Source organism: Pseudomonas sp. efr-133-TYG-23, assembly GCF_030209215.1.
In the GTDB taxonomy this organism is placed as follows: Bacteria; Pseudomonadota; Gammaproteobacteria; order Pseudomonadales; family Pseudomonadaceae; genus Aquipseudomonas; species Aquipseudomonas rhodesiae.
This window is the reverse complement of the sequence record NZ_JARVSL010000039.1, coordinates 21,071-36,078: the sequence shown is the minus strand read 5'-3', so window position 1 is coordinate 36,078 and position 15,008 is coordinate 21,071. Positions and strand designations below refer to the sequence as shown.

Annotated in this window: 15 protein-coding genes and 1 tRNA gene; 6 read left to right on the top strand and 10 right to left on the bottom strand. The window is 61.1% G+C overall.

All coding sequences use genetic code 11. The features are described 5' to 3' along the window. The 8 genes from sctR to sctW are packed head-to-tail and all read right to left on the bottom strand — an operon-like array spanning position 1 to position 7,974. Positions 1 to 654 carry a type III secretion system export apparatus subunit SctR gene (gene sctR, locus QRN41_RS23210; RefSeq protein WP_123480738.1) on the bottom strand — a complete coding sequence of 218 codons (654 nt, stop codon included), beginning with the start codon at positions 652 to 654 and terminating at the stop codon, positions 1 to 3. Continuing rightward, positions 651 to 1,664 carry a FliM/FliN family flagellar motor switch protein gene (locus tag QRN41_RS23205; protein WP_167417789.1) on the bottom strand — a complete coding sequence of 338 codons (1,014 nt, stop codon included), beginning with the start codon at positions 1,662 to 1,664 and terminating at the stop codon, positions 651 to 653. The genes sctR and QRN41_RS23205 overlap by 4 nt, the downstream gene beginning before the upstream one ends. Further along, on the bottom strand, positions 1,661 to 2,119 hold the full coding sequence (locus tag QRN41_RS23200) for a type III secretion system HrpP C-terminal domain-containing protein (protein ID WP_285422176.1): 459 nt from the start codon (positions 2,117 to 2,119) through the stop codon (positions 1,661 to 1,663). The genes QRN41_RS23205 and QRN41_RS23200 overlap by 4 nt, the downstream gene beginning before the upstream one ends. Next, on the bottom strand, positions 2,116 to 2,544 hold the full coding sequence (sctO, locus tag QRN41_RS23195; RefSeq protein WP_034136783.1) for a type III secretion system stalk subunit SctO: 429 nt from the start codon (positions 2,542 to 2,544) through the stop codon (positions 2,116 to 2,118). Before sctO ends, QRN41_RS23200 begins: the two co-directional genes overlap by 4 nt. Continuing rightward, a complete protein-coding gene (locus QRN41_RS23190) occupies positions 2,531 to 3,889 on the bottom strand; it encodes a FliI/YscN family ATPase (protein ID WP_276574139.1) in 1,359 nt (452 codons plus the stop codon). Before QRN41_RS23190 ends, sctO begins: the two co-directional genes overlap by 14 nt. Next, positions 3,886 to 4,785 carry an FHA domain-containing protein gene (locus tag QRN41_RS23185; RefSeq protein WP_285422195.1) on the bottom strand — a complete coding sequence of 300 codons (900 nt, stop codon included), beginning with the start codon at positions 4,783 to 4,785 and terminating at the stop codon, positions 3,886 to 3,888. Before QRN41_RS23185 ends, QRN41_RS23190 begins: the two co-directional genes overlap by 4 nt. A gap of 34 nt (positions 4,786 to 4,819) precedes the next feature. Beyond that, positions 4,820 to 6,913 carry a type III secretion system export apparatus subunit SctV gene (gene sctV / locus QRN41_RS23180; protein WP_285422175.1) on the bottom strand — a complete coding sequence of 698 codons (2,094 nt, stop codon included), beginning with the start codon at positions 6,911 to 6,913 and terminating at the stop codon, positions 4,820 to 4,822. After that, entirely contained in the window at positions 6,910 to 7,974 is a 1,065-nt protein-coding gene (sctW, locus tag QRN41_RS23175) for a type III secretion system gatekeeper subunit SctW (RefSeq protein WP_285422174.1), read from the bottom strand. The genes sctV and sctW overlap by 4 nt, the downstream gene beginning before the upstream one ends. A 261-nt stretch (positions 7,975 to 8,235) precedes the next feature. On the opposite strand from sctW, the gene QRN41_RS23170 reads away from it, so the two are divergent. The 5 genes from QRN41_RS23170 to ggt all read left to right on the top strand — a co-directional run bounded on the left by QRN41_RS23170 (position 8,236) and on the right by ggt (position 12,270). After that, entirely contained in the window at positions 8,236 to 8,787 is a 552-nt protein-coding gene (locus tag QRN41_RS23170; protein ID WP_034136779.1) for an RNA polymerase sigma factor, read from the top strand. Between the two features lie 226 nt (positions 8,788 to 9,013). Beyond that, positions 9,014 to 9,090: transfer RNA gene (locus QRN41_RS23165), tRNA-Met, on the top strand. Positions 9,091 to 9,195: 105 nt separating this feature from the next. Beyond that, a complete protein-coding gene (locus tag QRN41_RS23160; RefSeq protein ID WP_167417794.1) occupies positions 9,196 to 9,522 on the top strand; it encodes a DUF2388 domain-containing protein in 327 nt (108 codons plus the stop codon). 101 nt (positions 9,523 to 9,623) lie between these two features. Next, positions 9,624 to 10,403: a PhzF family phenazine biosynthesis protein gene (locus QRN41_RS23155; protein WP_034111662.1), complete on the top strand. Its 780-nt coding sequence runs from the start codon at positions 9,624 to 9,626 to the stop codon at positions 10,401 to 10,403. Between the two features lie 37 nt (positions 10,404 to 10,440). Then, entirely contained in the window at positions 10,441 to 12,270 is a 1,830-nt protein-coding gene (gene ggt / locus QRN41_RS23150) for a gamma-glutamyltransferase (RefSeq protein ID WP_285422173.1), read from the top strand. A gap of 39 nt (positions 12,271 to 12,309) precedes the next feature. Here ggt and ddlA read toward each other — a convergent pair whose 3' ends face one another. After that, complete coding sequence (gene ddlA / locus QRN41_RS23145; protein ID WP_285422172.1) at positions 12,310 to 13,404, bottom strand: D-alanine--D-alanine ligase; 1,095 nt, start codon at positions 13,402 to 13,404, stop codon at positions 12,310 to 12,312. A gap of 159 nt (positions 13,405 to 13,563) precedes the next feature. Here ddlA and QRN41_RS23140 point away from each other — a divergent pair, with 159 nt between their 5' ends. Beyond that, positions 13,564 to 14,373 carry an AraC family transcriptional regulator gene (locus QRN41_RS23140; RefSeq protein WP_034136776.1) on the top strand — a complete coding sequence of 270 codons (810 nt, stop codon included), beginning with the start codon at positions 13,564 to 13,566 and terminating at the stop codon, positions 14,371 to 14,373. Positions 14,374 to 14,388: 15 nt separating this feature from the next. On the opposite strand, the gene QRN41_RS23135 is transcribed toward QRN41_RS23140, so the two are convergent. Beyond that, positions 14,389 to 14,964 (bottom strand): flavin reductase family protein, encoded by a 576-nt coding sequence (locus tag QRN41_RS23135; RefSeq protein ID WP_034136775.1) that lies wholly within the window; start codon positions 14,962 to 14,964, stop codon positions 14,389 to 14,391. Positions 14,965 to 15,008 lie beyond the last annotated feature (44 nt).

The window sequence follows — 15,008 nt, the reverse complement described above, 5'->3', positions numbered from 1 at the left end:
TCAGAGGTAGGAGAGGAACAGGCTGTCGAGCAGCCGCGACCAGCCGGAAACCAGCACGAACAACAGCAGTTTGAGCGGCAGGGAAATGGTCATGGGTGAGACCATCTGCATACCCAGCGCCAGCAGCAGGTTGGAGACAATCAGGTCGATCACGATAAAGGGAATGTAGATCAGGAAGCCGATCTCGAAGCCGGCCTGCAACTGCGACAGCACAAAGGCTGGGATCAACAGGATCAGGTCCTCGCGCTGCACCTCTTGCGCCATCTGCGCAGGCCATAGCCGCGCCGTATTTTCCAGCAGATGGGTCAGCACATCCGGGTCCACGTTACGCAGCATGAAGGCACGCAACGGTTTGATGGCTTCTCCACCCGTTTGCAGTACCGTTTGCACGTTGCTCATGTCCAAAGGCGATGCCTTGACGCTCTCAGCGATCTCGTACCCCACCGGCGCCATGATAAATAACGTCGCGGCCAACGCGATGCCATTGATTGCCATGCTGGGCGGCACCTGCTGCACGCCGATGGCATTTCGGGTAATCATCAGCACAATCACGATTTTCAAAAACGATGTGCAGATGACCAACAATAGGGGCATCAGCGACAGCGCCCCAAGAAAAAGCGCGAGAACGAGGGGGTCTAGCCCCTGAAGTATCATCGGCCGAACATCACGCGGGACAGCTGCAACCCCAGGCGTCCGTCAACCTCCACCAACTGCCCCTGACCGATGGGGCGGTCGCCGTAATAGAGGCCCGCCATTCCCGGCGCGTAACCGGCAATACCTAGCACCGAGCCGGGCGCAAGATTACGCAGCTCACCCAACGTAAGGTTCAACGTGCCGCAGCGCACGTTCAACGCCATGCTCAATTCATCGAACGGTTCGTGGCCAAACACATCCACCACGGGCTCATCTTCCTCATATCCCGAGTAATGAGGGGCTGAAAATTCTTCGTCCACAGACGTGTCCTCGATAGAAGTAAGGGTCAGGCACAAAGCCCCGCTGGCATCGTCAATACAGCCATGCAGTCGCTGTTTGCCGACCTGTAGATACCCGTTGCCCTGGGCTTGAAAAAACGGCTGTTCAAGCATCAGCACATCGCCTGTGCGCAGGCCGCGCACCTGTGCAATCGGTAACTGCAAGCGCCCAAGGGTCACGGCAATTGCCAGCTGGAATCGCGCCGGCATCGGCTCGGCGGTGTCGCGCCAGGGTCCGGCCTCGCACAACGCCAGGAAGCTGTCAGGCGTCAGCCACACAAAGCTGTCCACCCGAGAGGCCCCCAGGGTGATGCAGAGTCGGCAACCAAACCCCTTGGGACGGTCGGTTTCCAGCAAGCGCACATGCCCCAACAGCGCACTCACCTGCGGGCTAAGGTGGTGTTGGAACACAGCCCAAAACCAAGAATCCGGATCGTTGCCGGAAGGGGCCAGTGTCACCGGGCACTCGCCCAGCAGGCTGAGCACCGGCCCTGCTTGCGCGAACGCCAGCACGCCACACGCGGTCTCGAAGCAAAAGACCTCGGGCCGTGTGGGCGCTCGCCCAGGCTCCAGTCGCAATTCACCGTTCTGGCCGGCAACCTGAAACGCCAGACGCAGGCCGCGCCCCAGGCGACGGCGCGCGGCAACCGTGGTGGCCCTGATCGAAGGTAAAGTTAAGGTCGGCACTATCATGCGCACCCGACAGCCGGCAGAAGCAGATTGACCGGCCGCCCCAGCTCTCCCGAAAACCGCTCTTCACACTGTTGTCGCACGCCGCTGAGCCAGCGCGCCGTGGCGTCATGTTCCGCTTCCAGTTCGATGGTCCAGGCGTTCTGCTCACGGCGCACGCTGGCGTTGATCCGCCCCAGCCGGGGTAAATACAACACCGCCTGCAGCGGCCAGTGGGAGCCGGCCTGTATACGAGGGGCCAACTGTTCGGCGAGGGCCTGCATCATGACGGCATCGGTGGATGTCTTGACGCCTGATAAGGACGCTCCTGACCCAAAGCCTTCATCGTTATCGGCAAACAGCTGAGCGAACAATCGCCCCTGTTCCCAAGCCACTACACCCATAGCGCCGGGGTCGCGCTCCTCACGCGCTTCACTGGGACGCGGCCGCTCGGTGGGTTTATTTGAAACCTGGGTCATGTCGGCTCCTGAGCCAGAAGGAGCGATAACTCCTGAAGTTTTTCCACTTGCCGCAGACACTCGGTGACGTGCTTCTGAGCGCTGCCAACGCGGCGTTCCTTTTCGCCTTGCTGATCTTGTAGTTGCACCAACTGGCCTTGTTCGCGCCGGGTACTGGCAGATAACGAGCGTTCCCGCGCGCCCCAGGCTTTCAACTCCTTCAGGCTCAGCACCTGCCCCTGATGCTGACTGAGCAATTCAGCACTTTTGCGCGCCTCTTCCTGTCGAGTCTGTTCAAGGGCGTCCTTGGCCCGTTGGATATGGGCGAGCAGCGCCTGCTGGGCGCGCTTGGCCTCGCGTAGCGCGCGCTCGGCACGGTCGGCTCGATGCCGGCGCAGACGTCGCAGCGTCTCCACCTCACCCTGCAATACATCAGAATGGGACATGGGCGGTGAGCTCCTTGAGTCGCTCCAGCGTGTGCGCCATCGGCGTAGGCTCGCGCAGATCCTGGCGCAGGAAACCATCGACCGCCTGACGGCTGTCCACCGCGAGGTCAGTGAGCGGGTCGCTGCCGGGTTGGTACTCCCCCAACTTGAGCATCAGCTCGATCTGTTGGTAGGCCGACAGCAATCGTCTCAACCCGGTGCCGGCCTGGATATCTTCAGGGGCCGCGACGTTGCTCAAAATCCGTGAAAGGCTCGCCAGCACATCCACCGCCGGGTAGTGCCCGCGCTCGGCCAATTTGCGTGACAGCACGATGTGGCCGTCGAGCAGCGAGCGAACTTCATCGGCCACCGGATCGTTCATGGAATCCTGCTCGATCAGTACCGTATAGATCGCCGTGATCACGCCGTCGCGGGTCAGCCCGGCACGTTCCACCAGGCGAGGCAGCAGGCTGTAAACCGACGGTGGCAAGCCTCCGCGTCCCAAGGGTTCGCCGGCAGCCAGGCCGATTTCGCGCTGGGCTCTGGCGAATCGAGTCAAGGAGTCAATCAGCAGCAATACCCGCTGCCCTTTGCGACGAAAACTTTCCGCCAACGCCGTGGCGGTAAACGCGGCGCGGGCGCGCTCCATGCTGGAACGGTCGGAGGTGGCGCACACCAGTACCGCTTTGGCGCGCAGTTGTTCGTCCAGTTCATGATCGAGAAACTCACGCAATTCCCGACCCCGTTCGCCGATCAGGCCGAACACGATGACATCGCATTCGACGTTACGCGCGATCTCGGCCAGCAAGGTGGTCTTGCCGCAACCGGCCCCGGCGAACAGGCCTACGCGCTGCCCCTCGCCCAACGTCATCAGGCCATCGATCGAACGCACGCCGGTGGCCAGTGCCCGGTTGATCCTGGGTCGCTCGGTGGGCAACGGCGCCTCACATAACACAGCGCTGGTGTCCGGCAAGTCAGCCTCGACAAAGGCGCTGGGGCCCTCCCCCGTGATCGGCCGCCCAAAGCCATCCAGCACCTGGCCCAGCAGCGCCTCGCTGACCTGCACCCGATGGGAAACACCCAGGCGTTCCACGCCGGCCCCCACCCGCACGCCTTCGAGATTACCCAGGGCACTGAGTACCGCGTCCTGCTGATCGAAGCCGATGATCTCGGCAAGCATGTAGTCGCCGGGGCTTTTTTCCACCTGGCACAGATCGCCGATACGCGCCTGCGGCAAGCGGCACTGCAGCAGCATGCCGTTAACGCGCTGGATGCGACCGCGCATCGTCACCGGCGCAAAGCTGGCCAGTGACTGGGCCTGACGCTGTTGCCAAACCTCAAGCCGCGCTTGCACATCCAAACTCACCAACGCACCTCATAACGCTGGGCGCCATCGAAGACCACCTTGCTGTTGTCGATCAGCACCAGCCGCAGCCCTTCCACTTCGTCTCCGACAAACAGTCGGCCGCCCTCTTCCAGGACCACATGGCCATTGGGCCCGCCGACGATTTGCACAATCTTGAAAGGCAGTGCCCCATCGCGCGCGCGCACACGGCTGATCACCGGCACGGCACTGTCGAACTGCTCGCCAAAACGGGCAAGCATGCGCGCCACCAGTTCCACCTCTTCCTGGGAAACATCACCGCTGAGGGCAACCTGACCATTGATCACTTGCAGACTGACGCGCTGGTTCAACTCACGCTCGCCGAGCATCTTCAACAGTTGCTGGCGCACTTCAAACGGCGTGGCCAATTCGTGCTTTTGGACTACCGGCGGCATCAAGGAAGCCTGAGCCTCGGGCTCCCCGGTTGAAATCATGCCCATCACTACAATGATGGCCGTGACCACCAACACCACGCTGATCAGGCGCTTTTGCTGTGCTTGCGGGATGGACGACAGCGTGAACCCCCGTGCCGGTTCAGGGGCCGGGGGCGGCGACACCGATGCCGGCGCGCTAGGTTGGCGCCAGGGCTGATCGGCCAAGGTGACACACAGCTGCACCTCGCCCACCCAAAACGGTACGTTCAGCTCCAGGTTCGCGATCTGCGCCAGCATGCGCCCTTCGGCGTCTCGCAGCAGCCCCGCCTCTGCCTGCACCAACCAATTAGCGTCAGTAAAACGAAGACGCGCATGCTGCTCTTCGATCCCCGGACCGTTAAGCACCAGGTCAGCATCCACATGAGCGCCGATGCTCCACTGCTCACCAAACAATGGCAACGCAGCGCCCTGACTCAGGCCATCAAGTACCCGCAGCTCAAACATCATAGAGCCCTCCACACAGGCCATGGCGAGATCCTCATGCCACCGCACCACGCATCAGTTCGTCCTGGCCCAGATCGATGCGCCCCATTACCTTGACCTTGGAGGTACTCGCCAACTCGGCAAACGACAACACGGCAACGTGGTTGAACTCCTCCACCAGCAGGGTACGCAGCGGGCTGCGCAGGTCTTGCGCTACCAGCAGCACGCTTTTGCTTTTGGGTCTCACGGTAAAGGCCTGATTGAGCAGGTTGATCAATGCCGCGCTGTGTTCGTCGTCCAGCGCGAAGAACACACCGGTCTGGGTCTGGCGCAGGGCTTCACGCAAAATGTTTTCACTCTGGGGCGAGAGCAGCCAGGCATGCAGCCCATCGGCTTCGCTGTACTGGTGGAAGATCTGCGCCTTGAGGGCAATACGCGCGTAGTCGGCCAGGGCTTCCGGCTCCCGCTCATGCTGACCGTATTCGATCAGCGACTCGACGATCAGCCGCACCGCCCGCAACGGCACTCCCTCACTGGCCAGGCGCTGCAGCACCGCCGAAAAGCGCGACAGCGGCATGATGCGTTGCAGTTCCTGCACCAATTCCGGCTGGTTGTGCTCCAGCCAACTGAGGATTGATTTGCTCTCCTGGATCCCAAGGAACTGCGGCCCACTGAGCATCATGGCTTGCTTCATGCGCTCGATGATCAAGGCCGTCGCGGTGAAACGCTCCAATTGCGGGTCGTCGAGCAGCGGGTCATTCGGTGGCAGCCAGATCCAGTTCTGCTCGTCACGCTCAACCGACCCGGGTATGCCATGCTCAGGCTCCACCGTCAGCGCTTTGCGATCGACCGCCAGAAGGCTGACGAGCGACGCTTTGACCATCGGCACTTCATGCACACAGAAACGCATTTCATCGTCGGGCAATGAATCATCCAGCTCGACTTCGAAGGGCGGCAGCGTCAGGCCGATATTGGCCACCAGTGCATTTCGCGACTGTCGGATCCCGTGAATAAGATCGGTCACTTCCGGCGTTCCGCGCAGGGACGGGGGGAACTGCAACAGGTACGGTCGCGATGGATCGAAGCCGCGCAAGTCCTCTCGGCCGTTCTCTTCAGGACGCACGACGTCGGTGGTTTCAGCGGCAGGTTCTGCCTGTTTCTGACGCTGGCGCATCAGGTAATAGCCCAAGGTTCCCGTGATCAGCGAGATCAGGATAAACACCCCTGTCGGCATCCCAGGCACTACGGCGAACGCCAGCATCCCCACCGATGCAATCACCCAGCTTTTGGGCTCGCTGGTCATTTGGCGGGCGATTTCGGCCCCCATATTACTGATGCCTCTGCGCCCCTCCGGCGCCACGCGGGTGATGATCATGCCGGCCGTCAGGGAGATCAATAACGCAGGAATCTGCGCGATCAACCCGTCGCCGATGGTCAGCACCGAGTACAACGCCATCGAGTCCGATGCACTCAACCCATGCTGGAACATGCCCGTGGAGAAACCGCCCAACAGGTTGACCACCACAATGATCAAGCCTGCGATAGCGTCGCCCTTGACGAACTTCATTGCCCCGTCCATGGCGCCGAACAACTGGCTCTCACGGGACAACTGCTCACGCTTGTCGCGTGCCTGCGCACCGTCGATCAGGCCGGCACGCAAGTCACTATCGATGGACATCTGTTTGCCTGGCATCGCATCCAGACTAAAGCGCGCCGCAACCTCGGCCACCCGCTCCGAGCCCTTGGTAATCACCAGGAAGTTGACCAGCGTAAGGATCAGGAAGATCACCATGCCCACCGCCAGGTTGCCTCCCACCACGAAGTTGCCGAAGGCCTCGACAATGTCGCCCGCATCCTGCTCCAGCAGGATCAGGCGCGTGGTCGCGATCGACAGCGCGAGTCGGAACATGGTGGTCAGCAACAGAATTGACGGGAACGAGGAAAACGCCAGCGGCCCCGGCAAGTACAACGCAAGAACAATCAACAGGCACGAGATACAGATGTTCAGCGCAATCAGGATATCCACCAGCCAGGTGGGCAACGGCACGATAAAAATGAATACGATAGCCATGACCACCACCGCGCCGAGAACTTCGGCGCGTTGGGCCACTTTAAGCAAAACACGGTTGATGGCCGACAATGCGGTCACGTCGCGGCCCTCGGCTCGCCAGCGAAGCGTGTGGGCCCACGTACACCGCGGTCCAACTCATCGATCACTAACATGAGGGCATGCAGGGTCTCATGGCGGGTCTGACTGTCCGGCCACAATGCCAGGGGCATCTGCTGCAATAGTGGATAAAGCGCGTTGAGGGCGACCAGTTGCTCAAGGGTCGGCCCACCGCCCAGATCATTGCCCAAGCGCAAGAACTCACTGGTCCCGATGCCGCTGCCGGCGTAACCCAATAGGCGCTGCAGTAATTCCACGGCGTCATGCGCGATACCCAGGCGCTCAATCAATGCACGGCAGCCAGCCAATACACCGCTCAACTGTCCGCAGCTTTGCAGGCCCAACAGTAAGGTGCGCAATACGGTCGTGGGGCTTGACGACACCAGCGCGGCAATATCGTCCGCCAAGGCTTTACGCATGATCTTGAGCCCGTCGTGAAACCGCTCGCCACCATAAACGCCCAGCAAGGCCTGCATCATTGTCGCCAGCGATTGCCGCGCTACTACGCTGGCGTAGTAGAGCGTACGCAGGGCCTGGCGCTCCTGCGGATCGATACCCGCCTCCTGCAGCGCCGAGGCGATGTTCAGCCCGGCCTGGATCTCCCCCTTGAAACGGATTTCCAGCCTGGCAATCGCATCGCGCGCCAAGTCAGCCTCGACCGGACGCGCCTCGCTGTCCGCATGGGCCGCCACATACTTGAGCACCACAAAAGCCCGGGCCGGGTCTCGCCCCGTCAGCTCCAGCAACTGTGCAACAGTGGCCTTCTTCAGCAATTGCATCCTGATTCGGCGCGCGATCGATGCCATGGTCGCCTGGGCCGGATGACCCAACTGATCGTACAGTTGCACCATATGTTCGAGGGGAGGGATGCGAAGCCCCAACTTGCGCTCGGCCAACGGTCGGAAATTGGCGTCCACTTCCTGACTGAACAAGAACGAAAGATCGTCGGCCGCCTTCTCGGGCGTCGCCACAGTAGCGGGACTTAGAACCGGTTGATCCAAGCGTTGGGGCGCTTGCACATCATTTTTGGATTCGACTTTCATGGACTGACCAGCACAGGAAGAGTGTTTCCCTGTGTGGCAAGACCTGCCTGAACGGTTCCATCAAAAACGAGCTCAGGACAAATTTGAAAGGACTTGCACAAGCCTGTAGACCGCCGTGCGGCAGGTTGCACAAATCTCAAACCTTTCAAAATATTTAATTATATAAATCATGGTTTTACGCGTTTTTTTCCGTTTGGCACAGGCAGTGCTAAAGGGGTCCTGTCGACATGTTTCGACTGCGTCTACCCAAAGGAAAAAAACATGAATATCCCTATTGAAGCTTTAGCTCACCTCGTTGGCAGCTCGCCTCAATTCATGCATCACCTGACAGACGACGAGCAAAAAAAACTCCGACGCTTTATCCACAAGCGGGTGCTCAACCCGGAGGATGCGGACGATCTTCTGCAATTGACCTACTTGGAAGCCTGGCGTAACCGTGAACGCTACAGCGGCATCGCAACACTCAGCACCTGGATGTGCGGCATCGCCCAGAACCTGATTCGCAATCACTTCAGGCGCATGTATGCCAAGCCGGTCCACTGTGAATTCGACGAATCGCTGTGGCACGGCCAGGATGAAAACAACAATCTGGACTGGGAATTCGAGGTCAACCGCCGGTTGGAAAAAACCTTGAATGCCATCGATCATCTGCCGACGGAAATGCGTAAAACGCTCTACGCCTCGCTGGAAACCGACGGTAGCTACCAAGACACCGCCGATGTATTGGACATACCTATCGGCACCGTCCGCTCCCGCCTGTCTCGGGCTCGCGAACAACTCAAGCGCGTCACCCACAGCCCGCGTCAGCCGTAACCGGAGCCATCGTTGGGCGGCAGGGATATCGCCCAACCGAATATCCGCTTCAGAAACCTACCTCACAGTGCCCGGTGGAAACGCTTGCCGGGCAACCGATGCCGCTTTCCACCTCACCGCTCGTCGCCGTTTAGCCCTGTTTCGGTTAAACAGTTGAAAGTGTAGATAAAAATTCAAAATAAACGCTTGACGCATTGTCGTTCTGCGCGAATAATGCGCGCCACTTGGCTACATAGCTCAGTTGGTTAGAGCATAGCATTCATAATGCTGGGGTCCGGGGTTCAAGTCCCTGTGTAGCCACCAAGTACTAAAAACGGCTTACCGAAAGGTAGGCCGTTTTTTCGTGCCCACGAAAAAGTATCGCTCGGTTAATATCCTCCCCCCTATACAACAGGAGTTCATTGTTCGATGCCTTCTCATCCCCTGCTTTTGGCATTCGCGCTATCCGCCCTGCCACTGCTCACCCATGCCCTTGAAGAAAAAAGCCCTAGCGAGCGAGCCACCATCATGACGATCGGCATACCCCTCCTTTTCAGTATCGGCACCACCGATTTGACGATGTTGCCTTTCGAAAAATTCATCAACGCCAAAAACGACGCCCTGGCCTTCATCGGCTCGGACGGCGAGATTCGCGGCGCGAAATTTGAGTCTGCGGTACGCGCCTATCAAGCGTCCCACCCAGCGCCACACATGAGTGACTTCCAATTGGCCCAGGCCATCGCTGTCTTGAACTGATACCGGTTGAGGATGCGCACAAAAAAACTCCCCAACTGTATTTTGACGCTCCCTTGACCCACTGTTAGTGTCCAGCCTCCCCCCACACGGAGTGCCCTGCGGTGAAACTGGACATTTATCAAGTCGACGCCTTCAGCGAACAGCCCTTCGGCGGCAACCCGGCCGCAGTCTGCCCGCTCACTGAGTGGTTGCCTGATGAGCAGTTGCAAGCGATCGCCGCCGAGAACAATCTCTCGGAAACTGCCTACTTCGTGCGCCGTGGCGATGGCTATGAGTTGCGCTGGTTTACCCCCGAAGTCGAAGTGGACCTGTGTGGTCACGCCACGCTCGCGGCGGCTTGGGTGTTGATTCATCGACTGGCGGACACCTCTGACGTGCTGCGTTTTGCCACCCGCAGCGGCGAGCTTCGGGTGACACGCAACGGTGACGAACTGGCGATGGATTTCCCGGCCAAAGTGCCCCACCCGTGCGAGCCACCCGCCGGTATGCTGGCCGCGCTGGGCATTGAGCATGCCGACGTATTCAACACCGATGACTTCATTGTGCTGGTGCAGGATGAGGCTCAAGTGGCCGCGCTGACTCCGGACTTTGCACGCCTCAAGGGCCTACCCAAACGCGGGATCGCCGTGACCGCGCGCAGCACGCGGTTTGACTTCATCTCCCGCTGGTTCGGGCCGAATGTGGGGGTCAACGAAGATCCGGTCACCGGTTCGGCACACACTTCGCTGGCCCCGTTCTGGGCCGAGCGCCTGGGCAAATCCCACCTGACGGCCGAGCAAGGCGGCCTGCGCAAAGGCCAGTTGCACTGCCAGTGCAAAGGCGACCGCGTGATTATCTCCGGCAAGGCCGCGCTGTACATGCAAGGCACGATTTACCTGTAAAAAAGCCATACCTAAAGGACAACGGATCTTGCTCACCATGAACGGAGTTCAGCGCGTGTTTTCGATTTCTCGCCGTCAACTGACGGTCATCGCCGCAACCCTGGCCCTGACGGCCTGCCATACCTCGGTCAACGAACAACCACCGGCGCCGGAGCTGGGCTCGGGTTATCGCACCGACCTCACCACCCGTCACGCCGAACGCCATATGGCTGCCGCCGCCAACCCGCTGGCCGCGCAAGCCGGACGCGAGATGTTGCGCCAGGGCGGCTCGGCGATTGACGCCGCGATTGCGATGCAGGCGGTGTTGACCTTGGTGGAGCCGCAGTCCTCGGGCATCGGTGGCGGCGCATTCATCATGCTGTGGGATGGCGAAACGGTGCACGCGTACGACGGCCGCGAAACCGCACCGGCCGGCGCGACGGGTCAACTGTTTCTCAACGCCGACGGCAAACCGATGGCGTTTCCCGAAGCGCAGATCGGCGGACGCTCGGTCGGTACGCCGGGGGTTTTACGCGCACTGGAAATGGCGCACAAAAAGACCGGCCACTTGCAGTGGGCCAAACTGTTCGAGCCGGCGATCCGTCTGGCGGAACAAGGCTTCGCGATCTCACCCCGCTTGCACAGCCTGATTGCCGCCGACCCGTATATCGCCCAATCGCCGGACATGGCGGCGTACTTTCTGAACGCCGACGGCAGCCCCAAAGCCACCGGTACCCTGCTGCAAAACCCGGCACTGGCCCAGGTGTTCAAGCGCATCGCCAAGGAAGGGTCGGACGCGCTCTACACCGGCCCGATCGCCGATGAAATCGTGCGCAAGGTCCAGGGCCATCGCAACGCAGGCAGCCTGTCTCAGGCCGACCTGCAACGCTACGTCGCCAAAGAGCGCGCACCGCTGTGCAGCGATTACAAACAATGGCGGGTGTGCGGCATGCCGCCGCCGTCCTCCGGCGGGATTGCCGTGGCGCAGATCCTGGGTACCTTGCAGGCATTGGAAGCCCGTGACCCACGCTGGGCCATCGCATCGATGACGCCGCTCAAGAGCCCGTCGCCCGCCGGGCTGGAACCGACGCCCGAGGCCGTGCATCTGCTCGCCGAAGCCGGGCGCCTGGCGTTTGCCGATCGCGCCCTGTATGTGGCCGATACCGACTTCACACCGGTTCCGGTCGCCGGCCTGATCGCCCCGGACTACCTGGCCCAGCGCGCCACGTTGATCGGCGAGCGCAGCATGGGTGTAGCCAAGCCCGGTCAACCGGCCGGCCTGAAGGTGGCGTATGCGCCGGATCGTTCGCCCCTGCGCATCTCCACCTCGCAAGTGGTGGCCGTGGATGACCTGGGCGGTGCGGTGTCGATGACCACCACCGTGGAAGCCGCGTTTGGATCCCACCTGATGGTCCAGGGCTTTTTGCTCAACAATCAGATGACTGACTTCTCATTTATCCCCGAAGAGAATGGCCAGCCTGTGGCCAACCGCGTGCAACCCGGCAAACGGCCGCGCTCGTCCATGGCGCCGACCTTGGTGTTCGACCGCCAGAGCGGGGAGCTGCTGGCCACCGTAGGCTCTCCCGGCGGCTCGCAAATCATCGAATACGTGAGCAAGTCGCTGGTGGCCATGCTCGACTGGAAACTCGATCCTCAGGCCGCAATCAACCTGCCCAATTTCGGCAGTCGCAATGGCGCGACCGAACTGGAGGCCGGCCTGTTCAGCCCGACGCTCAAGCAAACGCTGAAAGACAAGGGCCACACGCTGAGCGAGATCGAGATGACCAGCGGCGTACAGGCCATCGTTCGCATGCGGGACACGCAAGGCAAGGTCTCGCTGAACGGCGGCGCCGATCCTCGGCGCGAAGGCCAAGCGCTGGGCGACTGACTGGAAGGGACAAGCCCACTCTCACTGCAACAGGCTCACTCAGCGGCTGATCTTCAGCCCCTTGCGCGCCGCATACCGCTCCATCGCCAGTTCGATCAGGCGGGTGATCAGCTCGCTGTAGCTCATCCCCGCGGCCTGCCACAACTTGGGGTACATGCTGATGCGGGTGAAGCCGGGCAGTGAGTTGATTTCGTTGATCACCACATCGCCCTTGTCGGTGAGAAACACATCGACCCGCGCCAGCCCCGAGCAGCCCAGCACTTCAAACGCCTGCACTGCCAACTGGCGAATGCGTTCGCTGGCGTCATGGCTGATCGCGGCCGGCACCACCACCTGAGCGGCCTGGTCGTCGATGTATTTGCTGTCGTAGGAATAGAACCCATTGCTCACCACGATCTCGCCGCAACCGCTGGCGATAGGGTTGTCGTTGCCCAATACCGCGCATTCGATTTCACGGCCTTGAACGGCGGACTCCACCAACACCTTCTCATCGAAACCCAGCGCCAGTTCGACGGCGGCACGGTACTCGGCTTCGCTGCTGACTTTGCTTACGCCCACCGAGGAGCCCTGATTGGCCGGTTTGACGAATAGCGGCAAGCCCAGCGTCTTCACTACCGTTTCATACGAGGTGCGCGCCGCATTGCCACGGGTGAGCGTTATAAACGGTGTGACGGCAATACCGGCGTCACGCAGCAGGCGCTTGCTGATGTCCTTGTCCATGCAGATCGCCGAACCCAGCACATCCGAGCCGACAAACGGCAGATCGGCCATGCGCAGCAAACCTTGCAGGCAACCATCCTCACCCAGGGTGCCGTGGACGATGGGGAAGATCACGTCAATATGTTCCAGCACGCCCTGGCCGGAGGTTTCCACCACTTGGCGATTGGCTTTACCGGGCACCACTGCCAGTTCGCGATTGGATTGGTTGAGGGCGATCAAGGCCGGGTTTTCCTGATTGAGCAGGAAGTTCGAGGTGTCGTTGAGGTGCCAGTGACCGGCCTTGTCGATGCCGATCAGGATCGGTTCGAAGCGCGTACGGTCGAGGGCATCCACGATGTTGCGGGCCGATTGCAACGACACTTCATGCTCAGCCGAACGGCCGCCGAAAATAATACCTACCCGCACCTTACCCATGACCCGACCTCAGTGTTAAACGTAAGGCTTCTTACCATGGGCGCTCAGCGATTGCCAAACGCGCGGTAGGCGCTCTCTGCACAATCGTACAAGACCCCGGCAGACAGCTCGCCCACACTGGGTTAACGTGTTTCCACCTCTTTTTTGTGACAAGTCACCATGGGTAACCCGACCTCCACGCTCGACTGGCTCCACCGTGCGCCGCACGCCAGCGGCCTGGACCGTATCGAGGCGTACTTCGCCGGCTTCGCCTTCGACCCGCATCGCCATGACACCTACGCCATCGGGCGTACGTTGCTGGGGGTGCAGAGTTTTCATTACCGCGGCGGCATGACCCATGGCCTTCCGGGTACGACCATGGTGATTCATCCCGATGAGGTCCACGACGGCCGCGCCGGCAGCGAGGAAGGCTTCAAGTACCGCATGATTTATGTCGAGCCGGCGCTGATCCAGCAGATTCTCGGCGGCAAGCCATTGCCGTTTGTGCCTGGTGGTGTGTCCACCGACCCGCGGCTGTTCCGCGCCAGCGACGTGCTGCTGCAAAACCTGGAATGCCCGGTCGACCCGTTGCAGGAACAGGATGCACTGTTCGACCTGGCCCAGGCCCTGAGCGCTGCGGCGGGGGCAATCGTCAGCCGCAAAACCTTCGACTACGTGGCTGCCGAACGGGCGCGGGAATTTATCCACAGCGCCCTGGGACGCAGCATCACATTGGATGAAATGGCCGAACACGCCGGACGCGACCGCTGGGCGTTGTCGCGGGATTTTCGCTTGCTGTTCGGCACCAGTCCCTACCGTTACCTGACCATGCGCCGGTTGGACTTGGTGCGCAGCTTGCTGGCCCAAGGCCAACCCCTGGTGGACGCTGCGCTGACCGCCGGCTTCACCGACCAGAGCCATATGACCCGGCAATTTCGCAGCACCTACGGCATGCCGCCGTCGCGCTGGGTAAAGATGCTGGGACGTTGAACGCGCTGGTCAGGTTTACAACAGGCGCCCATCGATCGGCTGGCCGATGGTCAGGAAATGCCCGCCCGCCACATGGTGCAGGGTGCGCAGCTCGTCATGCCCATCGAAGTGCCAGTGGCCGTCACTGAACACGCGCTCATCGGCATAGGCGGCCACCACTTCACCGAGGAACAGGTCATAGGTCTGCTGGTTGTGCGGCTCGGGGAGCAGGCGGCACTCCAGCCATGCCACGCAACCTTCCAGCAACGGAGCGTCGGTGTGCTCACCTGTGAAGGTGCGCAGGTCATAGGCGGCGAACTTGTCGAGGTCACGGCCGCTGGTCGTGCCGACGGTTTGCACCAGGTCGGCCTGGGCCGCACACGGCACCTGCACTGCGAAGGTGCCGGCGCCTTCCAGCAGTTGGCGGGTCCAGGTGGCTTTGTCCAACACCACCGCGACTTTCGGCGGTTCGAAATCCACCGGCATGGCCCAGGCGGCCGCCATGATGGTGCGCTGGCCATCATGGGCGGCGCTCACCAGCACGGTTGGGCCGTGATTGAGCAAGCGGTAGGCCTTGGGCAGCGGGACAGGACGGCAGTGTGCAGGGCTCATGCAGATCGGCTCTTTAAGCGAAAAAACCTACGATACCTCAAGCA